At 72.1% G+C, this 20500-nt stretch carries 20 protein-coding genes and 1 riboswitch; of the genes, 9 read left to right on the top strand and 11 right to left on the bottom strand.

Annotation, left to right across the window (positions count from 1 at the left end; genetic code table 11):
• Positions 1-6 precede the first annotated feature (6 nt).
• On the top strand, positions 7-243 hold the full coding sequence (locus Q343_RS0113150) for a LuxR C-terminal-related transcriptional regulator (protein ID WP_029254024.1): 237 nt from the start codon (positions 7-9) through the stop codon (positions 241-243).
• 10 nt (positions 244-253) lie between these two features.
• On the opposite strand, the gene Q343_RS0113145 is transcribed toward Q343_RS0113150, so the two are convergent.
• The gene (locus tag Q343_RS0113145) at positions 254-679 is read right to left on the bottom strand and encodes a VOC family protein (RefSeq protein WP_029254023.1); all 426 of its coding nucleotides are present in this window, start codon (positions 677-679) and stop codon (positions 254-256) included.
• Positions 680-776: 97 nt separating this feature from the next.
• Between Q343_RS0113145 and Q343_RS0113140 the strand changes: the two genes are divergently transcribed.
• A complete protein-coding gene (locus Q343_RS0113140) occupies positions 777-1205 on the top strand; it encodes a (deoxy)nucleoside triphosphate pyrophosphohydrolase (protein WP_029254022.1) in 429 nt (142 codons plus the stop codon).
• Here the strand turns inward: Q343_RS0113140 and Q343_RS0113135 are convergent.
• Positions 1192-1725 carry a P-loop NTPase family protein gene (locus Q343_RS0113135; protein WP_248616837.1) on the bottom strand — a complete coding sequence of 178 codons (534 nt, stop codon included), beginning with the start codon at positions 1723-1725 and terminating at the stop codon, positions 1192-1194. The genes Q343_RS0113140 and Q343_RS0113135 overlap by 14 nt on opposite strands.
• Before the next feature lie 26 nt (positions 1726-1751).
• Positions 1752-3656: an RDD family protein gene (locus tag Q343_RS14995; RefSeq protein ID WP_162175493.1), complete on the bottom strand. Its 1905-nt coding sequence runs from the start codon at positions 3654-3656 to the stop codon at positions 1752-1754.
• A 57-nt stretch (positions 3657-3713) separates the two neighbouring features.
• On the opposite strand from Q343_RS14995, the gene Q343_RS0113125 reads away from it, so the two are divergent.
• The gene (locus Q343_RS0113125) at positions 3714-5099 is read left to right on the top strand and encodes a flavin monoamine oxidase family protein (protein WP_029254019.1); all 1386 of its coding nucleotides are present in this window, start codon (positions 3714-3716) and stop codon (positions 5097-5099) included.
• A 46-nt stretch (positions 5100-5145) separates the two neighbouring features.
• Here the strand turns inward: Q343_RS0113125 and Q343_RS0113120 are convergent, their stop codons facing one another.
• From Q343_RS0113120 to Q343_RS0113100, 5 genes are all read right to left on the bottom strand, one after another.
• Positions 5146-6552 carry a glycoside hydrolase family 6 protein gene (locus tag Q343_RS0113120; RefSeq protein ID WP_081829848.1) on the bottom strand — a complete coding sequence of 469 codons (1407 nt, stop codon included), beginning with the start codon at positions 6550-6552 and terminating at the stop codon, positions 5146-5148.
• Positions 6553-6689: 137 nt separating this feature from the next.
• Positions 6690-7349, bottom strand: a complete 660-nt coding sequence (locus Q343_RS0113115; RefSeq protein WP_029254017.1) for a maleylpyruvate isomerase family mycothiol-dependent enzyme — start codon at positions 7347-7349, stop codon at positions 6690-6692.
• Positions 7346-7975, bottom strand: a complete 630-nt coding sequence (locus Q343_RS0113110; RefSeq protein WP_029254016.1) for a maleylpyruvate isomerase family mycothiol-dependent enzyme — start codon at positions 7973-7975, stop codon at positions 7346-7348. Before Q343_RS0113110 ends, Q343_RS0113115 begins: the two co-directional genes overlap by 4 nt.
• A 91-nt stretch (positions 7976-8066) precedes the next feature.
• On the bottom strand, positions 8067-9398 hold the full coding sequence (locus Q343_RS0113105; protein ID WP_052367236.1) for an MFS transporter: 1332 nt from the start codon (positions 9396-9398) through the stop codon (positions 8067-8069).
• 105 nt (positions 9399-9503) lie between these two features.
• Positions 9504-9764: a GlsB/YeaQ/YmgE family stress response membrane protein gene (locus tag Q343_RS0113100; RefSeq protein WP_029254014.1), complete on the bottom strand. Its 261-nt coding sequence runs from the start codon at positions 9762-9764 to the stop codon at positions 9504-9506.
• Between the two features lie 45 nt (positions 9765-9809).
• On the opposite strand from Q343_RS0113100, the gene Q343_RS0113095 reads away from it, so the two are divergent.
• On the top strand, positions 9810-10010 hold the full coding sequence (locus Q343_RS0113095; protein WP_029254013.1) for a hypothetical protein: 201 nt from the start codon (positions 9810-9812) through the stop codon (positions 10008-10010).
• A 77-nt stretch (positions 10011-10087) separates the two neighbouring features.
• Entirely contained in the window at positions 10088-10291 is a 204-nt protein-coding gene (locus Q343_RS0113090) for a hypothetical protein (RefSeq protein ID WP_029254012.1), read from the top strand.
• A 60-nt stretch (positions 10292-10351) separates the two neighbouring features.
• On the opposite strand, the gene metE is transcribed toward Q343_RS0113090, so the two are convergent.
• The 3 genes from metE to Q343_RS0113075 all read right to left on the bottom strand — a co-directional run bounded on the left by metE (position 10352) and on the right by Q343_RS0113075 (position 15095).
• Positions 10352-12865, bottom strand: a complete 2514-nt coding sequence (gene metE, locus Q343_RS0113085) for a 5-methyltetrahydropteroyltriglutamate--homocysteine S-methyltransferase (RefSeq protein WP_029254011.1) — start codon at positions 12863-12865, stop codon at positions 10352-10354.
• Positions 12862-13881, bottom strand: coding sequence for a methylenetetrahydrofolate reductase (locus Q343_RS0113080; protein ID WP_052367235.1), 1020 nt, complete (start codon positions 13879-13881; stop codon positions 12862-12864). Before Q343_RS0113080 ends, metE begins: the two co-directional genes overlap by 4 nt.
• A 23-nt stretch (positions 13882-13904) precedes the next feature.
• A riboswitch (SAM riboswitch) is annotated at positions 13905-14009 on the bottom strand.
• Between the two features lie 72 nt (positions 14010-14081).
• Entirely contained in the window at positions 14082-15095 is a 1014-nt protein-coding gene (locus Q343_RS0113075) for a LacI family DNA-binding transcriptional regulator (protein WP_029254009.1), read from the bottom strand.
• A gap of 123 nt (positions 15096-15218) precedes the next feature.
• Between Q343_RS0113075 and Q343_RS0113070 the strand changes: the two genes are divergently transcribed.
• The 4 genes from Q343_RS0113070 (at position 15219) to Q343_RS0113055 (ending at position 20490) form a co-directional block, all read left to right on the top strand.
• Entirely contained in the window at positions 15219-17264 is a 2046-nt protein-coding gene (locus Q343_RS0113070) for a beta-galactosidase (RefSeq protein WP_081829847.1), read from the top strand.
• Positions 17261-18193 carry a carbohydrate ABC transporter permease gene (locus Q343_RS0113065; protein WP_043110099.1) on the top strand — a complete coding sequence of 311 codons (933 nt, stop codon included), beginning with the start codon at positions 17261-17263 and terminating at the stop codon, positions 18191-18193. Before Q343_RS0113070 ends, Q343_RS0113065 begins: the two co-directional genes overlap by 4 nt.
• Positions 18190-19083: a carbohydrate ABC transporter permease gene (locus Q343_RS0113060; RefSeq protein ID WP_345940124.1), complete on the top strand. Its 894-nt coding sequence runs from the start codon at positions 18190-18192 to the stop codon at positions 19081-19083. Before Q343_RS0113065 ends, Q343_RS0113060 begins: the two co-directional genes overlap by 4 nt.
• Positions 19084-19146: 63 nt before the next feature.
• A complete protein-coding gene (locus tag Q343_RS0113055; protein WP_029254005.1) occupies positions 19147-20490 on the top strand; it encodes an ABC transporter substrate-binding protein in 1344 nt (447 codons plus the stop codon).
• Positions 20491-20500: the final 10 nt, after the last annotated feature.

The following is a 20500-nucleotide window of genomic DNA, read 5'->3' as shown; positions in this document are numbered from 1 at the left end:
GGAGAGATGACCGTCGTCGATCACGGGCCCGCAGCCGCACCCGGGGGAGCGAACCACCTGACGCGCCGCGAGCGCGTCGTCCTGTCACACCTGTCGGATGACGCCACGTTGGAGCAGATCGCCTCGACGCTGTACGTCACCCGCAACACCGTCAAGTCGCAGGTCCGCAGCGTCTACCGCAAGCTCGGCGTCTCGAGCCGGGCGGACGCGATCACGTGGGCCCAGCGCCACGGAATGCCTTAGCGCGAACGTGTCAGCCGGGGGTCGGAGCCCCGGCGATGTTGACCATCCAGTGCACCCCGAAGCGGTCGACGCACATCCCGAACGCGTCGCCCCACGGGGCCACCTCGAGCGGAAGCGTGACGGTGCCACCGTCGGCGAGGCCGGCCCAGAACCCGCGCAGCTCGGCGTCGTCGTCCCCGCTGAGCGAGACCGCGGCGGACCCGGTGAACGGTGCGTGCTGCATGCCCGGGGGTGTGTCGGAGCACATGAGCACGAGCCCGCCGGGGGTCGTCAGCATCGCGTGCATGATCTTGTCGCGCGCAGCGGGGTCGTCGCTGAGACCCGCCTCGCCGAACGTGCTGAGCTCGACGTCTCCGCCGAAGACCCGCTGATAGAGCGTGACGGCGTCGCGCGCGGTGCCGTCGAACTGGAGATAGGGGTTCAACCGTGTCGTCATCGATCGAGACTACGCGCGGGTCCTCGGGCACGCCCGAGGAGGCGGCGCGCGGGGCGGGCCGTATGTCGCAGGCCGTGGGCGTGGCATCATCCGGGACATGACGCCCCGCAAACTTGTCGTCGCCGCCGCGATCCTCGACGATCTCGACCAGCCCGCGGCTCTGCTGGGCGCCCGACGCAGTCAGCCGGAGCACCTCGCGGGACGCTGGGAGTTCCCCGGCGGGAAGGTCGAGCCAGGCGAGACGCCGGTCGACGCGCTGCACCGCGAGCTGCGCGAAGAGCTCGGGGTCACCGTCGAGCTGTCCGAGGAGGTCCCCGGTCCGCGCGACGGCGCCTGGGAGATCACCGACCGGCACGTCATGCGCCTGTGGTGCGCTCGCGTCGTCACCGGCGACCCGCAGCCGCTCGTCGAGCACGACGAGCTCCGCTGGCTCGGGCCCGACGACCTCTACTCGGTACCGTGGCTCGACGCCGACGTGCCGATCGTGGACGCCGTGGCCGCCCGGACAGGACTCACCGCGGGCTGAGGCTCGCCACCCATCGGCGCGCCTCGTCGTGCGAACGGACCCGCACCAGCCGGGTGCCCGGCGCCTCCGCCGTGAGACGTTCGGGCAGGTCGTCCAGCGCGTGCCGTGACGTCCACGCCCAGACGACGATGTTCCCGTCGGGGTCCAGGCTGCCGAACGGGTGTGGCTGGCGGTTGCCGTTCCACAGCTCCTCCTTGCGCCACCAGCGTCGGAGCGTCCGGGCGGTGACCTGCCGCATCACCGTCCGGACGGGCAGGTCCAGCCACAGCACGACGTCGGCCCGGGCCGAGATCAGCGGCCGTGCCGTCGGGTGCTGGTACTCGCAGACCCATGCGTCGGTGGCGAGGAACGCGCGCACGTCGTCGAGGAACTCGGGCCGCGGCGTCCAGTCGGGCCCGTGGAAGAGGGCGTCGACCTCGACGTGCGGGATCCCGGTGCGCGCGGAGATCCGTCTCGCCCACGTCGTCTTGCCGCTGCCCGACGTCCCGGCGACGGCGATGCGACAGGGCGAGGTGGGCACGCGCAGATCCTAGCCCCGGGGCCGCGCTACTCCGCGGGGACCAGGTCGGCCCAGAGCACCGACTCGACGTAGTCGTTCTCGCGGTCCGCACCGGACCCGCCCGCGAGCTCGGCGGCCGTCGCGCGCAGCTCGTCGCGGTCGTCCGAGTCCACCACCCACGGCGACATCACGAGGAACTCGGACTTGTCGCCCGCGTACATCCGCCACTCGTCGCCGTCCTCCGGCTCGGCCGCGTCGATCCCGACGAGGTGCATCCCGCCTCCCGAGGCCCCGCGCTCCGAGATCGTCGACTGACCGTCGAAGGTCAGGTCGAAGAGGTTGCCCGTCATCATCGGGGTCACGTTGTACCGGGTCGAGACCGTGGGGTCGGCGACCTGCCGCCAGACGCTGCCCATCCACTCGAGCGGCTGGTACTCGCCGTGGCCCCCCGGGGCCGGCCACTGTCCCGGGTTGGCGTCGGCCTGCACCACCACCTCGACCCCGAGCTCGTCCTGGCACGCCTCGTACGACTCCCGCAGGTCCGCGCAGGGGTCGAACCCGGAGGGACGCTCCCCGAACGGGTACCCGTACCGGAAGGCGGGCAACGACGTCGCCATCCCCACCGCGAAACCCTCCACGTCGACCGGGGCGGCGTTCTCGAGCGCCTCCGGGCCGGTCGCCGGGCCCTCGTCGAGGCCGAGCAGATCGAGCTCGAGCGGCGTCAGGGGGATCTTCTCGTTCTTCGCGAGCAGGTTCGTCAGGTAGTCCGGTGCGTCCGGGTCGACGACGTCGGGTCCCCACAGGAACGTGGAGTTGGTAACGCGCGACGACGTCGCGACGTAGGCGCGATCGGTGGGCTGCGCCTCCGGGTCGGCGAAGAGCGCCACCTCGGCGGGGTCGGTGGTCACGCGGTAGTCGGCCATGTTGTTGGACGCGACGACGTAGACGCCGTAGTCGCTCGCGATCTCCGAGAACGTGCGGGCGAACGAGCGGACCGCGGTGTCGGTGGCGGCGAGCATCGCCTGCTTGCGCGGGTCGACGCCGCCGAACCTCGCCTGGTAGGCCGCGATCTGCGGGCCGTAGCCGAGGTTGAACTGCCCGAGCGCCCCGGCGAGCGCCAGCGGTACGTCCGGGCTGACGGCGCGGAGCGGTCCCTCGGCCTGGGCGCGGACGGTGGCACCGCGCGCCCCGAGCGCGACGGCCGGCAGCCCGACGTCCTCCGGGTAGACGACGAGCGCCGGCTGCCCGGGCTCGAGGTGCGGCACGACCTCGTCCTCCATCAGGCAGCGCATGCGGTCGCGGTAGGTCGCGTAGTCCTCGGCGTCCGAGACGCGCAGGTGGTAACCGATCGTGAACACCCGCAGCGTGGCCCCGTCGGCAGCGCGGCCCTGGGTCTCGACGCGGCCCTCGGGCCGCAGCTCGGTGCAGCGCGCCGTCGCCGGTGTGCCGGCGAGCTCGTCAGCGCGTTCGCCCGCGACGACGTTGGAGACGACCGTGGCGCCGGCAGGGAGCCACATCACCGCGAGGAGGGCGGTCGCGGCGGTCACGGCGACGAGACCGGCGCCCGCCCCCGTGCGGCCCACGACACGGCGGACCGTGCCCCGCTCGACCTCGCGCGTGCCCACCACGTCCGTGCCGGCCGCCACGTCCCAGAGCGCACGACGGCGTCGTCCGAGCACGGGGGCGGCCGCGGCCCACCAGAGCACGCCGAACGAGACCAGGCCCGCGAGCAGTGCGAGCCCCTTCCAGAGCACCTCCCGGGCGGCCATCCGGCCGCGCGCCGCCGCGCCGTCCCCGCGCTCGACGTGCAGGCGTACCAGCCGCATGCCGGGAGTGCGTGCGTGCCCCCACTCGAACCACGACCACACCAGCCAGCCGATCCCGAGCGTGACGACGAGCAGGAGGGCGTCGAGGGCGAGGCCGGCAAGGCGCCGGGCGGGGGTGGCGGTCACGCGGAGAATGTAGCCCGTGTGACCGCGCTCACCGAAACTGGTCATAGGGTACGTCTCATGCAGCACGACATCGTGGTCGTCGGAGCCGGGGTCTCCGGCCTCGTCACGGCAGACCGACTCACCACCCAGGGGTACGACGTCGTCGTCCTCGAGGCCCGCGACCGCGTCGGCGGCCGCACGCACACCGTCCCGGTGCCCGACCACCCGGAGTACCGGATCGACGTCGGCGGCCAGTGGGTGGGGCCCGACCAGCGGGCGTTGCTCGCCGAGCTCGACCGGTTCGGCCTCACCACCCACGATCAGGACGACGGTCGCGACGCTCTCGTGAGCCTGCGCGGGAGTCTGCGCCGGTACCGCGGCGACACCCCCAAGATCGGTGCCGTGGCGCTCGCCGACGTCGGGCAGGCGCTGTGGCGCTTCGACCGGTTGTGCGCACGGGTCGACCTCGACGCACCCTGGGCGACGCCCGACGCCGTCCGCCTCGACGCTCAGACGTTCGAGACCTGGATCCGTCGGAACCTGCGGACCTCGCAGGGCCGAGACTTCTTCCGCATCGGGTGCGAGGCTGTCTTCGCGACGACGTCCGCGAACCTCTCCCTGCTCCATGCGCTCTTCTACAGCCGCTCCGGCACGTCGTTCTCGCACCTGCTGACGACGGGCGGCGGCGCGCAGCACGCCGTGGTCGACGGCGGGATGGCCCAGCTCGCCGAGCACCTGGCCGCGGGTCTCGGCGACCGGGTGCGTCTGTCGTCGCCGGTGACGGCGGTGGAGCACGGTCCGGGCGGTGTCGTCGTCCGGACGGGGGCGGACGTCCTGCGAGCACGCCGGATGGTGGTGACCGTCCCGCCGGCGCTGGTCGCGGGCATCGCGTTCGCACCGCCGCTCCCGCCCGTCCGCGACGCCGTGCAGCGCCGCATGCCACACGGCAGCGTGATCAAGTGCCACGCCGTCTACCCGACGCCGTTCTGGCGCGAGGACGGGTTGAGCGGCGAGGCGGCCGGCGACACCGGTCCGGTGAAGGTGGTCTTCGACGCCACGCCCCCGGCCCGCTCGGGCGCCGGGCCGGACGACGCGCCGCCCCCGGGGATCCTCGTGGCCTTCATCGAGGGTGCGGACGCCCTCGAGGCGGCGGCGTGGACGCCCGAGCAGCGGAAGAACGCCGTCGTGCGCGTGCTCGCCGGGTACGTGGGCGACCGTGCGCTGTCCCCGACGTCGTTCAACGAGCAGGACTGGACGGCCGAGGAGTGGACGCGCGGCTGCTACGGCGCGCACCTGCCGCCCGGAGCCTGGACGCAGGTGGGACGGGCGCTGCGAGAGCCGGTCGGCGTCGTGCACTGGGCCGGCACAGAGACGGCTACCCGGTGGTGCGGGTACGTCGACGGCGCGATCAGCTCGGGCGAGCGGGCGGCCCGCGAGGTCGCGGCCCTGCTTCCTGTGGCCTGATCGCGCGCGAGGGCCCGGCCCCTCGACGGGCCGGGCCCCACGTCGTCTACCAGGAGGCGTTGCGGGCGAGCTCGAGCGCCATCGACTGCCACCAGGCGCCGGCCGACGGCCCGCCGTTGCAGGTGCCGTCGGACTCGCCGGGGAGCTTGACCCACAGCAGGGCGTCGAGGTTCGTCGAGTCGTCGACCAGGCTGGGCCTGTCGCCCAGGGCGCGGCCGCTCGGGTTGCACCACTGCCCGTTGGAACCGTTGCCGTTGCGCGACGTGTCGATGACGTAGCCCGCGCCGCCCGTGAGCGCCGAGACCTGCTCGGCCCAGGCCCGGCTGTCGGCCGTCGTCTGGTAGTTCGAGGTGTTCACCGCGAACCCGACGGCGTCGTCGAGGCCGACCTGCAGCAGCCGGTCCGCCGCGGTGGACGGGGCCAGCCAGCCGGAGTGCCCGGCGTCGACGTAGACGTGCGCACCGGCGTCGGTCAGCGACGACGCGGCGTAGGCGAGGTACCCGACCCGGTCGCCCTGGCCGTCGCAGTCGCCGAGCTGGGCGAGGGCGTCGGGCTCGAGGACGACGAGGGGGTTGCCCTGGATGCCGGCAGCCATCGTGTCGATCCAGTCGGCGTACTCCGACTCGGCGACGCCGCCGCCGGAGTAGGAGCCGCAGTCACGCCCCGGGATCGCGTAGATCACGAGCTGCGGGACCTGCCCGGCGGCGACCGCACGCCCCGTGTAGTCCTGCACCTCGGCCTGCGCGTGCTCCGGGTCGTCCCAGTTGCCGACCCAGTACGCCTGGGGCGTGAGCGCGATCTTGGCGAGCAGCGCCTTGTCGTCCCCGCTCGCGGCGCTCCAGGCCGGGTAAGCCTGGTTGCCGGTGTCGACGTAGAGGTCGCCGTCCGCTGCCGGCGGGTCCGTGGTCTCCGTCGGTGTGGGTGTGGGCGTCGTCTCGGTCGGGGTGGGTGTCGGCGTGGTGGTCGTCGGTGTCGGCGTGGGGTCGGTGCCCGTCGAGCATGCGGCCCCGTTCAACGTGACCGCGGTGGGGGTTGCGGTGCTGCCGTCGCCGGACCCGTTGAACCCGAACGAGAGCGTGCCTCCCGTCCCGACGGCCCCGTTCCAGGGCAGGCTCGCGACGTGGACGGTGTTCCCGCTCTGGCTGACCGTCCCGTTCCAGAGCTGCGTCACCTGCTGGTCGCCCGAGAACTCCCAGGTGACCTCCCAGGACGTGACAGGGTCTCCGGTGTTGGTCACGGCGACGTTGGTGCCGAACCCGCCGTCCCACTGGTTGTTGACGTCGAAGTCGGCCTCGCACGTGCCGGCGGCCGCCGCGGGGTCCGCGTCGAGGGTGACCGCGGCGAGCGTCGTCGTCCCGGCGAGCGCGAGCAGCGCCGTCGCGGCGACGAGGGCGACGCCGTGGCGCGCCCTGGGTGGCTGCGCGTCGGGCGGGATCGTGGGGGAGCGGTGCATGGGTACCTCCGGATCAGGCGCGGCGACGACGGCGGCCTCGGTGTCGCCGTCGCGGGGCCGGGGCCCGACCGCGCTGCTGCGGTGATCACAGCACGGCACGAGCGCGCCGACGAGGGCCCTAAACGTTTAGGCCCGGGTCAGGCGTCGCGGGCCGCCGACCGCTCGACCGCCCGACGGAGGTCCGGCACGCCCGGCCCCTCGAGCTCGTCCAGGTAGACGGCGCGCCCCGCGAGGGTCATCACGAGAGCAAGGGTGGACCCCGTCACGCTCGGCCCGGTGCCGGCCGTGAACGGTCCGTCGTCGGCCGTGAGGCGCAGGCCGTCGGCGTGCGTCCGGCTGGGCACCGTGAAGTTGTTGGCCGCGTAGAACTCCGCGACGGGCGTCAGTGCCTCGACGGCGGGCTCGGTGGCGATCCCCAGCGGACGGCGGATGTCCTGGGCGTGGACCAGCACCTCGCCGAGGTACGCGGCGGTGTGGGAGGACGGTGCGACGGTGCTGGTCACGACGGCGCGAAAGCGGTCCAGCGTCTGATCGGGCGTGGGCCCGCGCTGCTCGCGGAGACGGCGCTGGTTGTGGACCGCGGGCCGGAACCCGGCGGCGACGATGCTGCGGACCCACCGTCCGGGGGTCACGGTCGTGGCCGCGGTGAGGTGGGCGACGACGTCCTCGACGTCCCAGGTGCCGCAGAGCGTCGGGCGGGCCCAGTCGGCCGGTTCCAGCGTCTCCAGGTCGTCGACGAGGCGCGCCCGCTCCTGGTGGGCGAGTGCCCACAGTGAGTCGTCGTCGGGCCTCGTCATCGCTGTTCGCCGTCCCCGAGGTCGATCCCCGCGACCGGGCGGCCGGAGACCGCGAGGAGCAGGTCGAGGGCCGGGGCCGTCACGACTGCGTCGGGGCCCGCGGCCGTGCCCCAGGTCCTGCCCGTCGCCCGGTCCACCAGCTGACGTCCGGCTGCCCGTTCGCGGCCACCGCCGAATCCGACGGCGGTCCGGACCTGGTGGTCGAGGGCCTCGTGGACGGCCTGCGCCGGGTAGTCGCCGGTCAGACCGAGCGGACGGCGGACGTCCTCGCCATGCACGATCGCCTCGACGAGTCGGGTCGCAGGGTGGGCCGGTGGGGTGCGGGTCAGGTCGGCCGCGTCGTGGAGCGCCGTGAGCGTCTGCCGCGGGTCGTCGCGCTTCTCCCGGGCGATCCCGACGTCGTTCGCGCGGTCGAAGTCCATCCGGGCCCGGAGCATCTCGAGCAGGAACCGGGCTCGTCCGGTCCGCGCCGTGTCGACGAGGTGCGCGACGACGTCGTGCACGGTCCATCCCGGGCAGAGCGCGGGCGTGGCCCAGGCGTCGTCGTCGAGGTCGCGGAGGTCGGCGACGAGACGGAGCCGCTCGGTGCGGACCGTCGACCAGAGCTCAGCGCGGGCGTGGGGCATGCCAGCTCCTCGGGGACGTCGGGTGGTGCGGCCTCGGACCGTCCTCAGCGTAGCGGCGGCCTCTCACCTCGACGCGGTGAAGGGCGGGCGGTCAGCGCCGCGACGCCGCCGGGTCGTCGGCCGCCGGCGGGCTCGTCCGCGGGACCTCGTCCTCGTCGGCCGGCCCGACCCCCGCATCGTCGGCCGACTCCCGTCGCAGCGGGGCGACCTGCCCGGCCAGCAGGATGCTGAGGAGAAGGGCGATCGCGATCGACCCCAGTGCGTACCGGCCACCGATCGTCTCGACGAGCAGCCCGAGGACCGGGGGCGCCGCCAGCTGCGCCATCGAGCTGAACGAGGTCACCACCGAGACCCGGGCAGCGGCGCGCGTCGGCTCGTCCGAGGCCGCCGCGATCGAGATCGGGACGCCGAGCGCGGCCCCGAACCCCCAGAAGACGATCCCGGCCCATGCGAGCGGAAGGCTCGGTGCGAACGCGAACAGCATCAGCCCCGCCAGTGACGCGATGCCGGAGGTGCGCAGCACGGTCACGCGGCCGTAGCGGTCGATCACCCGGGCGCCGAGGATCCGGAACACCGTCATCGAGACGATGAACGTCCCGTAGGCCAGGGAGCCCACGGCCTCGCGCTCGTCGAACCCGTCGACGACCGCGATCGACAGCCAGTTGCCCGCGGACCCCTCCGAGAGCGACCCCGCGAGGACGACGAGCCCGATGAGGACGGTCCGCGGCTCGGCCCACGCGGCGAGCGCCGTCCGCAGGGCGACGCCCCCGCGCGGGCGGGGTGCTCCGTCGTCGGACGCCGAGTGCCTCAGGGGCGGCGGCTGGAGCGCGGACGCGGCGGGGATCAGGAGGAACCGTGCCACCGCGACGACGAGGCTGATCACGGTGATGTGCACGGCGGCGGACACGTGCGCGGCGGAGAACGCGGCGCCGGCGAGCGTCCCGAGCGCGGCACCGATGGAGAAGGCCGCGTGGAAGTGGGGGAGGATCGCGCGGCCCACGTGCTGCTCGATCACGGCGGCGTTGAGGTTGATCGGGATGTTGGTGCCGGCCCCGCACATGCCGTTGATCAGGGCCCCGACGACGAACAGCCGCACGTCGCTCGCGGCCGCGGCGGCAGAGATCAGCCCGAATCCCACGAGGTTCCCGGCGGTCGCGACGAGCATCACGGCGCGACTGCCGAACCGGGTCACGACGGTTCCCGTCACGAGCACCGCGGCGAGCGCCCCGACGGCACCGAAGATCAGCAGGGCCCCGAGCTCGGCGGACCCGATGCCGAGGTCGACGCGCAGCGACGGCAGACGGGTCAGCCAGCTGGAGAACAGCATCCCCATCAGCGTGAACAGTGCCAGCAGGGAGTAGCGGGCGCGCATCACGACGGCTGCGGGCGCAGCGGTGTCGTCGACAGACAGGGAGGGGGGCATGTGCCTAGTCTATCGAATCGTTTCGAGCCAGTGGTCCGCCCGAACGACGACGGCCCGCCCCTCCGTGAGGGAGGGGGCGGGCCGGAGCAGTCGGATCAGGTCAGATCAGCGCTTCTTGCCCATCACGGCACCGTAGATCGCGAGGACGATCACCGAGCCGCCGATGGCGAGGAGCCAGGTCTGGATGGAGAAGAAGTCCTCCAGCGGAGCGTCGAAGAGGATGCTGCCGAGCCAGCCACCCAGGAGGGCGCCGACGATACCGAGGAGGATGGTGATGATGATGCTGCTCGTCTGCTTACCCGGGAGAATCCAGCGCGCAATGAGTCCTGCAAGAAGACCGAGGACGATAAAGGCGATCCAGCCCATTGTGTGCTCCTTCGTTCAGGTATCGGAGGATTTCTCCGGCCAGTGATGAACAGTGGCAGTGCTCCGGACAACTCGCACGGCGAACGGGGTGTGACGCGCGTCGCGCGGGTCTCGACGGGCTCGACCGCCGCGTTGATCGAGCCTGTCGAGATCGAGACCGCCGCGTGGGTCTCGACCGCCGCGCTGATCGAGCCTGTCGAGATCGAGACCGCCGCCGCGTCTCGACGGGCTCGACCGCCGCGCTGATCGAGCCTGTCGAGATCGAGAACGCGGTAACCTACCCGTGTCGGTGGAGCGCCGACGGAAAGAGCACGGAGGAGATCATGGACCGCACCGAATCGACCGAGCACCAGAGCATGGGGCGCTACGTCAGCTTCGTCCTGGCCTTCGTGGCCTTCCTCGCGAGCCTCTTCCTCATGGGCACGGCCTTCAGCTACGACGGCGCGACCGCGTTCAGCATGTTCGCCGGTGCCCTCATCCTCGGCACGTTGGCGTTCGCCATTCCGATGCGCGAGCACCGCAACTGATCTGACACGACGAATCCCCGGGGCCGACGACGGCCCCGGGGATTCGTGCGTCTGCGCCGGTCAGAGGAGTCCGCGGACCGCCTTCGCCGCGCCGACGAGGTTCTCCAGCGACGGCACCGTTTCGGCGTACCGACGCGTCTTGAGGCCGCAGTCCGGGTTCACCCACACCAGGCGCGGGTCGATCGACTTGGTCGCGAGCTGCAGCAGCTCGGTCGCCTCGTCCACCGACGGCACGCGCGGGCTGTGGATGTCGTAGACGCCCGGGCCGATGCCGCGGGAGTACCCGGCGTCGGCCAGCTCCGGCACGATCTCCATGCGCGAGCGCGCCGCCTCGACGGAGGTCACGTCGGCGTCCAGGCCGTCGATCGCGCCGATGACCTCGCCGAACTCCGAGTAGCACAGGTGCGTGTGCACCTGAGTCTCGGTGCGGACCCCGGCCGTGGCGAGGCGGAACGAGCCGACCGACCAGTCGAGGTACGCGGGCTGGTCCGCGCGGCGCAGCGGCAGGAGCTCGCGCAGTGCGGGCTCGTCGACCTGGATGACGCCGATGCCAGCCGCCTCGAGGTCGGTCAGCTCGTCGCGGAGCGCCAGGCCCACCTGGTTGGCGGTGTCGCCGAGCGGCTGGTCGTCGCGGACGAACGACCACGCGAGGATCGTCACCGGCCCGGTGAGCATGCCCTTGACGGGCTTGTCCGTCAGCGAGGCGGCGAACGTCGACCAGTCCACCGTCATCGGCGCCGGCCGGACGACGTCGCCCCACAGGATCGGCGGGCGCACGCAGCGTGAGCCGTAGGACTGGACCCAGCCGTTGGCGGTCGTCGCGAAGCCGTCCAGCAGCTCCGCGAAGTACTGGACCATGTCGTTGCGCTCGGGCTCGCCGTGCACCAGCACATCCAGGCCGATCTGCTCCTGGAGCTCGACGACGCGGCGGACCTCGTCCTGCATCGCCGCCGTGTACTCGGCCTCCGGCAGCGTGCCCTTGGCGTACTGGGCGCGGGCCCGGCGGATCTCCGGGGTCTGCGGGAACGAGCCGATGGTGGTGGTCGGCAGCAGCGGGAGCCCGAGGGCCTGCGCCTGCGCCTCGGCGCGCTCGGCGGCGTCCCCGCGGGTGAAGTCGGCCGCGGTCAGCCCCGCCGCGCGGTCACGGACTGTCGGCACGACGACGCCCGCGGCGCTCTCGCGGGAGGCGACGGCGGCGCCGGACGCGGCCAGGGCGTCGGCGACCGCATCACGCCCGTCGCGCAGGCCCGTGGCCAGCGTGGTGACCTCGGCGACCTTCTGGTCGGCGAACGCGAGCCACTCGCGCAGCTGTGGGTGCAGCTTGCGGCGTGCGGCGCCGGGGGTGGAGTCGTCGCCCCACTGCTCGTCGTCCGCGTCGTGCGGGACGTGCAGCAGCGACGTCGAGGTGCCGACGGTGACGCCGCCCGCCCCGAGCGCCGCGACCTGCTCGGCGAGGTCGAGCTTCGCCGCGAGGTCGGCGCGCCAGATGTTGTGGCCGTCGACGACGCCCGCGACGACGGTCTTGCCCTCAAGACCCGCCACGGGGCCCGTGGGGACCGCGCCGCGCACGAGGTCGAGCGAGACGGCCTCGACGTCGGTCGCCGCGAGCAGCGCCAGCGCGTCGGCGTCCCCGCCGCGCAGGTCGCCGAAGGGCGTGCCGACGAGGATCCGCGGGCGGACGTCCTCCTCCGTCTCGACAGGCTCGACGGGCGATGAGGCGGTCGAGCTCGTCGAGACCCCGCCCGCCGTCTCGACAGGCTCGACGGGCGATGCGCTGGTCGAGTCGGTCGCGCTGGTCGAGCCTGTCGAGACCTCGACCGGCGAGATCTCCGTCGCCAGCGCGCGGTACGCCGTCGTGACGGCCTCGTGAACGCGCTCGACGGAGACGTCGAGGGTGTCGGTCACGAGGATCGGCTCGTCGAGCTGGACCCACGGCACGCCGACGGAGCCGAGCGCACGCAGCAGGTCGGCGTACGCGGCGACGACGTCGTCCAGGCGGTCGAGGGGCGTGAAGCCCTCGCCGGCGTCGTCGGCCGCCTTCGCCAGGGCGAGGAACGTGACGGGCCCGACCAGGACCGGGCGGGTCGTGACCCCGGCCTCCTTCGCCTCGGCGTACTCGCGGACGATCCGGTGGTCGGCGAACGAGATCGACGTGGTCTCGCTGATCTCGGGCACGAGGTAGTGGTAGTTGGTGTCGAACCACTTGGTCATCTCGAGCGGGGCGTCCTCGCCGCGACCGCGGGCCACGGTGAAGTAGCCGGCGAGGTCGAGGGAGCCGTCGTCGGGGTCGATGAGGTCGCGGAACCGCTCGGGGACCGCACCCAGCAGCGCGACGACGTCGAGCACCTGGTCGTAGTAGGAGAACGACCCGGGGACCGACCCGTCGTCCGGGTTCAGTCCGAGGGAGACGAGGCGGCGCACGGTGTCGCGGCGGAGCGTGCCCGCGGCGACCTCGAGGTCGAGCGTGTCGGCGTCGCCCGCCCAGAAGGCCTCCACGGCCTTCTTGAGCTCGCGACGTCGTCCGATGCGGGGGTAACCGAGGACGGTTCCTCCGGGAAATGCTGTGCTGGTCATGGTGCGAGTCCTTCCGTGAGGGTGGTGGATTCGCCGGAGACCCACGGCCCGCTGGCCAGGTCCGCGGGTGCGGGGCTGGTCGCCCGCGCACCCCCGCCGTCGAGGTGGACACCCTCGAGCAGGTCGAGTGCGGCTTCGTGCTTGTTGAAGGTGTAGACGTGGATGCCGGGCGCGCCCGCGGCGAGGACCGCGCGGGCGAGCTCGACGGAGCGTCGGACGCCGAGGGCGTGGCGCGCGGCGTCGTCGTCCGCCGCGGCCTCGAGCTCGGCGACGATCGAGGTGGGCGCCGGGACGCCGGTGAGCTCCTCGACACGACGCAGGCGGCGCGGCTCGGTCATCGGCAGGATCCCCGCGAGGATCGGGATGGTGACGCCCGCGGCCCGGGCCTCCTCGACGAACTCGATGTACGACGAGGCCTCGTAGAACAGCTGGGTGATGGCGAAGTCGGCGCCGGCCTGCTGCTTTTCCAGCAGGCGGGCGACCTCCTGGGTGCGGGTGGTGCCCGCGTCCCGGTTGCCGTCGGGGAACGTGGCGACGCAGATCGTCAGCGGCCGGGCTGCTCCGCGCAGCGCGGTCGAGACGTCCGCCGCGCACCGCCGTGCCTCGACGCGGCGCAGGAGCGCGACCAGCTCGACGGCCGACGACGGCCCACCCTCCGCCGGAACCCAGTCCGGGTTGTTGACGGGCGGGTCGCCGCGCAGGGCGAGGAAGCTGCGGACGCCCTCGTCGAGGAAGTCCTCGATGACGGACTCCGTGTCCTCGAGCGACGCGCCGACGCAGGTCAGGTGCGCGATCGGGAGGACGGGGGTGCCCGCCAGGAGCTTCCCGACGACGTTCCGTGCGGTCGAGCGGTCGTTGCCGGCCGCGCCGTACGTCACCGAGACGAAGTCGGGGCGGGCCGCGACGAGGCGGCGCGCCGTCTCCCAGAACTTGGGGGCGGCGTCAGGGTTGCGCGGGGGCATCAGCTCGAACGAGATCGTCGGGCGGGCCGGGGCTGCGCCGATCGTCACGGTCATACGAGTGCCTCAGACATGCGTGGTCTCCATCGGACCTGGCGTTAGCACCTGTACCCCTCGGGAGGCTTCCGTCGGGCAGGTTGCTGCGGTGTCGACGAGCCAGGACTCTCGACCGCTCTGGATGGGTTGCTGGGACGAGCCTACGAGCCGCCCGCATGGTGGGCCAAGCGCTGTCCGTTGGGCGAGACGACGTGACGTGCTCAGGCGGAGGCGCGCCAGACCACGGTCGTCGGGAGCGTCACGTTCGCAGCGGCCTCGGGGCTGCGCAGCTGGTCCAGGACGAGTCGCGCGGCCGCGTGTCCGATGTCGTGGGCGGGTTGCGCCACCGTGGAGAGCTTCGGGGTGCAGCGCTGGGCCCAGTCGCTGTCGTCGAACCCGACGATCCCGACGTCCTCGGGGATGCGGCGCCCGTGCGCGCGCAGCGTCTCGATCGCGCCCGCGGCCACGGCGTCGGACGCCGCGAACACCCCGTCGACCGACGGGTCGCGCCGCAGCAGCTCAGCCATGCCGCGGACGCCCGACGTGTACGAGTACAGGGGGTCCGTCACGACGAGGGACTCGTCGAACCGCTCGCCGAGCGCCTCGGTGAACCCGGCGAGCCGGTCGGCGCCCGAGTCCCGGTCGAGCGCGCTCGCGAGCATTCCCACGCGCCTGCGCCCGGTCGCGACGAGCCGTTCGGTGATCTCGCGTGCGGCGGCGTGGTTGTCGATCGCGACGTGGGGGAGGGAGCCGCCGCCCTCCGGCTGGCCGATGACGGCGGCGGGCAGGGCGATCTTCTCCACGGCCTCCGCCACGGCGTCGTGCGTCCGGGCAGAGACGAGGACCACGCCGTCCACGAACCCGCCGCGGAGGTAGGTCGAGACGCGCTCGGCGTCGCTGTCCGACGCGACGACGAGGACGACGAGCTGGTAGCCGGCGTCGGCCAGGGCGTCGTTGGTGCCGAGCATGATCGACCCGATGTTCGGGTCGCCGAGGAACAGCTGGTGGGGCTCGTGGACGACGAACCCGACCGCCATCGAGCGCTGGGTCACGAGGTTGCGTGCCGCATTGTTGCGGACGTACCCGACCGCCTCGATCGCCGCCTCGATCCGCGCCGCCGCGTCCGCGGAGACGTACCCCGTCCCGTTCAGGAACCGGGAGACGGTTCCGCGTGATACTCCTGCTCGGGCGACGACGTCGTGGACCGTCGCACGTTGCCGCGGGGGAGGGGTCATGAGCGCAGGCTATCTCCGAACTGGTCGTGTGTGCACGTGTACACATCGCCGGAAGTCGTGTAGCGTGCCCGATTGTGTGCACGTGCACACACTGATTTTCGACGACGAGAACCAGGAGTCAACGTGGACGACCCCGCAGCACAGGGCCGCGGTCTGCCGCTGCCGCACCGCGGCATCGCCTTTGGCGGGGACTACAACCCCGAGCAGTGGACGCGCGAGACGTGGGCCGAGGACGTGCGCCTCATGAACGAGGCCGGTGTCGACCTCGTCGCCATCAACATCTTCGGCTGGGCGGAGATCGAGCGCACCCCCGGGAACTACGACTTCGGGCGCCTCGACGAGGTCATGGACCTCCTGGCCGCTCACGACATCTCCGTGAACCTCGGCACGGGAACGTCCTCGCCGCCGCCGTGGCTCACCACCGCGCACCCGGAGGTTCTTCCCGTGACGCGCGACGGGGTCACCGTCAGCCCCGGCGGTCGCCAGGCATGGTGCCCCAGCTCGCCGGTCGTCCGCGAGCACGCGCTGAACCTGGTCCGGGCGGTGGCCGAGCGGTACGCGGAGCACCCCGCCCTCGTGCTCTGGCACGTCTCGAACGAGCTCGGGTGCCACAACGCCCTCTGCTTCTGCGACGAGTCCGCCCGCGCGTTCCGCCGGTGGCTCGCCGACCGATACGGGAGCGTCGACGCGCTCAACGACGCGTGGGGCACGGCCTTCTGGAGCCAGCGCTACGGGTCGTTCGACGAGGTCCTCCCGCCGCGCGTGACGGCCTCGTCGGGCAACCCGACGCAGGAGCTCGACTACCGGCGCTTCAGCTCGGACGAGCTGCTGGCCTGGTACGACGCCGAGGCCGAGGTCCTGCGGGAGCTGTCGGTCGCGCCGGTCACGACGAACTTCATGGCCACCGCGCACATCCGCACCCAGGACTACTGGTCGTGGGCGGGCCACGTCGACGTGGTCGCCAACGACCACTACGTCGACCACCGCCTGGCGGACCCTGCCGGTGAGGTCGCGTTCGCCGCGGACCTCACGCGCGGTCTGGCACGGGGCAACCCGTGGATGTTGATGGAGACGTCGACGGGTGCCGTCAACTGGCAGCCCCGGAACATCGCCAAGGTTCCCGGAGAGCTGGAACGGACCGTCCTGACGCACGTCTCGCGCGGTGCGGACGCGGTGTGCTTCTTCCAGTGGCGTGCCTCCCGCGCCGGGTCCGAGCGCTTCCACTCGGCACTCCTGCCCCACGCGGGGACCGACTCGCAGCAGTGGCGCACGACGACGCGGCTCGGGGCCCTGCTCGACGCGCTCGACGAGGTCGCCGGCAGCACGGTCGTCGCGGAGGCGGCGCTGGTCTTCGACTGGCAGGCCTGGTGGGCGTGCGACGGCGAGGGGCACCCGACGGCCGACGTGCGGTACCTCGACGAGGTCCACGCGCTGCACGGCGCCCTGCGCCGCGCCGGTGTGACGGTCGACGTCGTCCCCCCGGGCGCCGTGCTCGACGACTACCGGCTCGTCGTCGTGCCGACGCTCTACACCGTCGACGACGAGGCAGCCCGCTCGCTGGAGGGCTACGTGGACCGGGGCGGGCACGTGCTGGTCACGTACTCCTCGGGGCTGGTCGACGAGAACGACCACGTCCGGCTCGGCGGGTACCCCGGCGCGTTCCGAGAGCTCCTGGGGGTGCGATCGGACGAGGTCTTCCCGCTCGAGGCCGAGCAGGTCGTCACCCTCGACGACGGCAGTCACGGATCGGTGTGGACGGAACGGCTTGAGGCGCGGGGTGCGCGGGTGATGGCGAGCTACGTCGACGGTCCGTTGCCCGGGACGCCGGCGCTGACCCGGCACGAGTTCGGGCAGGGCGTGTCCTGGTATCTCGCGACCCGGCTGGACGAGGCAGGGCGCGACGCCCTGATCGCGCGGATCCTCGCCGACGCCGACGTCCGGCCCGTCCTGCGCGACGCTCCCGCCTCGGTCGACGCCGTCCGACGCCGCGGGTCGGCCGACTACGTCTTCGTGATGAACCACGGCGACGAGCCGTACGTCGCGGACGTCCCGGGCCGCGAGCTCACCACCGACACCCTCGACGACTCCCACGTGGTCCCGGCGGGCGGCGTCGCCGTCGTCCGGCAGGAGACCCACGGGCGTCGACCCACCCAGGAGGAGGACGCATGAGTACCACGACGAGCGCGGCGACGGACTTCCCGCGCACGGGGCGCGCGGCACCGGCACGCCGGACGCGGGGGCACCACCGCGGCGCGATCGCGATCTTCGTCGTCCCGTTCGGGATCCTGTTCTCGCTCTTCTACCTGCTGCCGATCGGGTACGCCGTCTACCGCTCGTTCCAGACCGTGGAGCGCGAGGGGACGTTCGGTCCGGCCACGGAGGTGTTCGGCGGCCTCGTCCAGTACGAGCAGGTGTTCGCGTCGGACGCCTTCTGGGCGTCGATCGGCCGGGTGCTGCTCTTCGGCGCCGTCCAGGTGCCCGTGATGCTGGGGCTCGCGCTCGTGTTCGCGCTGCTGCTCGACTCGCCGCTGATCCGGGGGAAGAAGTTCTACCGGCTCGCGTTCTTCGCGCCCTACGCGGTGCCGGGCGTGATCGCGGCGATCATGTGGGGATTCCTCTACTCGCCGAGCCTGTCGCCGTTCAGCGTCCTGACCGCGAACGTGGACCTCCTCGGCAGCGGTCTCGTGCTCTGGTCCATCGCCAACGTCGTCACCTGGGTCTACGCCGGCTACAACATGCTGATCATCTACTCGGCGCTGCAGTCGATCCCCGGCGAGATCTACGAGGCGGCGCGGATCGACGGGGCCAGCCAGCTCCGCATCGCCTGGTCGGTCAAGATCCCGCTGGTCGTCCCGGCGCTCGTGCTGACGGGCGTGTTCTCCATCATCGGGACGCTCCAGCTCCTGACCGAGCCGCAGGTGTTCCGGACGTTCACGACCTCGATCAGCTCGACCTTCACGCCGAACCTCGTGGTCTACACCACCTCGACGGTGCCGAACTTCAACCTCGCCGCCGCCTTCTCCGTCGTGCTGGCGCTGCTGACGTTCGTGCTCTCGTTCGTGTTCCTTCGCCTGACTCAGAGGAAGGCCTTCCAGTGAGCTTCTTGACCCGCACCGCCGGCTACGGGCCCCCGGCAGCACGCCAGGTCCGCGAGCGCCCCATGTCCCGCCTCGTCGCGTTCGTCATCATCGCGGCGTTCTCCCTGTACTTCCTCGTCCCGATCTGGTGGCTGTTCGTGGCGTCGACGAAGTCGCGCGGCCAGTTCGCGTCGTCGGACGGGCTCTGGTTCGCCGACTGGCACCTGTGGGACAACCTCACGTTCCTGTTCACCTACGACGGCGGGGTGTACCTGCGCTGGCTGGGCAACGCCGTCGTCTACGCGGGGGTGGGTGCGGTCCTCGGGACGCTGCTGGCCTCGATGTGCGGGTACGCCCTGGCGAAGTACGCGTTCCGCGGTCGCGACGCCGTGTTCAACGTGATCCTGGGTGGCGTCCTGGTCCCGGTGACGGCCCTCGCGCTGCCGCTCTTCCTGATCTTCAGCGCCGTGGACCAGACGAACACGTACTGGTCGGTGTTCCTGCCGAGCCTGGTGAGCCCGTTCGGCGTCTACCTGGCGCGGATCTACGCGGCGGCGAGCGTGCCGGCCGAGCTGCTGGAGGCCGCGCGCCTCGACGGCTCGGGCGAGGTGCGGACGTTCTTCACGCTGTCGGTCCGCCTGATGGCGCCCGCCCTCGTGACGATCTTCCTGTTCCAGTTCGTCACGATCTGGAACAACTTCTTCCTGCCCCTGGTGATGCTCTCCAACGACAAGCTCTACCCGGTCACCCTCGGGCTGTACGCCTGGAACTCGCAGACGAACGCGGTTCCCGAGCTCCGCACGGCCGTGATCGTCGGAGCCTTCGTGGCGATCGTCCCCCTGATCCTCGCGTTCCTGGGGCTGCAGCGCTTCTGGCGCGGCGGTCTCGCCGCAGGCGGCGTCAAGGCATAGCCCGATCGCCACAGCACCACCCGTCTACCTTCCAACCAGCAAACACGTTCAAGGAGGAACATGATGAAAAAGTCACTGTGGGTCCGGACCGGCGCCACCGTGCTGGCCGGGACGATGGTCCTGGCCGCGTGCTCGAGCGGCTCCGACGAGTCGTCCGGCACCGAGGGCGGGGCCGAGGCGTCGGCCTGCGAGCCCTCGGAGGGGCCCGTCGAGCTGGAGTACACGGGGTGGGTCCCCGGCATGGAGGACGCCATCGCGCTGTGGAACGACGCCAACCCTGACATCCAGGTCACGTACAACACCGGCCCGGCCGGCAACGCGGGCACGTACCAGGACTTCTTCAACCAGCTCGAGGCGGGCAACGCCCCGGACCTCGGCCAGATCGAGTTCGACACCCTGCCCAACTTCCGTGTGCAGGACGGGCTGACCAACATCGCCGACTGCGAGGGCGTCATGGACGCGGGCGACGAGTTCGTGGACTGGACGTGGCAGCAGGTCACGTTCGGCGAGGACGACGCCGTGTACGCGATCCCGCAGGACACCGGCCCGATGGCGATGTTCTACCGCAAGGACCTCTTCGAGAAGGCCGGGATCGACGTCCCGACCACCTGGGACGAGTACGCGCAGGCGGCGCAGCAGATCCGTGACGAGGGCGCCTACATCACGCACTTCCCGCGCACGGACGTCAACTGGTTCGCCGGGCTCGTCTGGCAGGCGGGCGGGCAGTGGTTCGCCAACGACGGCGACGCGTGGACCGTCGACCTCACCGGTCCCGAGTCGACCAAGGTCGCCGACTACTGGCAGGGCCTGATGGACGACGGTCTCGTCAAGGACACCGCCGGGTTCTCGGACGAGTGGAACAACGAGCTCAACACCGGTGAGCTGTGGACGTGGGTCAGCGCGGTCTGGGGCAGCAACTCGATCTCCTCCGGGGCACCCGACACGTCCGGCAACTGGGGTGTCGTCCAGATGCCGCAGTGGGAGGACGGCGCGAACGCGGCCGGGAACTGGGGCGGGTCCTCCGTCGCGGTCCTCAAGGGCAGCGAGCACCCGTACGAGGCCGCGCAGTTCGCACTGTGGCTGAACACCTCCGAGGAGTCGCTGACGGCACTCAACAAGGGTGGCGGCCTGTACCCGGCCACCACCGCCGGGCTCGAGCTGCCGGCGCTCAAGGAGGGCCTGGACTTCTACGGCGGAGAGGCGATCTTCGACGTCTTCGCCGAGGCCGCCGCCGCGACCGACCCGAACTTCGTGTGGGGGCCGACGATGGCGCAGACCTACAACGACGTCGCTGACGGATTCGGGTCCGCTCTCGGTGGTCAGGGCACCCTGCTCGACGCCCTCGGCGCCGGGCAGGAGGCCACGGTCTCGACGCTCGAGTCGCAGTCCATCCCCGTCGCGGAGTGATGATTCTCCG

The sequence above is a fragment of the Paraoerskovia marina DSM 21750 genome, from assembly GCF_000701465.1.
Classification (GTDB): domain Bacteria; phylum Actinomycetota; class Actinomycetes; order Actinomycetales; family Cellulomonadaceae; genus Paraoerskovia; species Paraoerskovia marina.
This window is presented reverse-complemented; position numbering and strand designations above follow the sequence as displayed.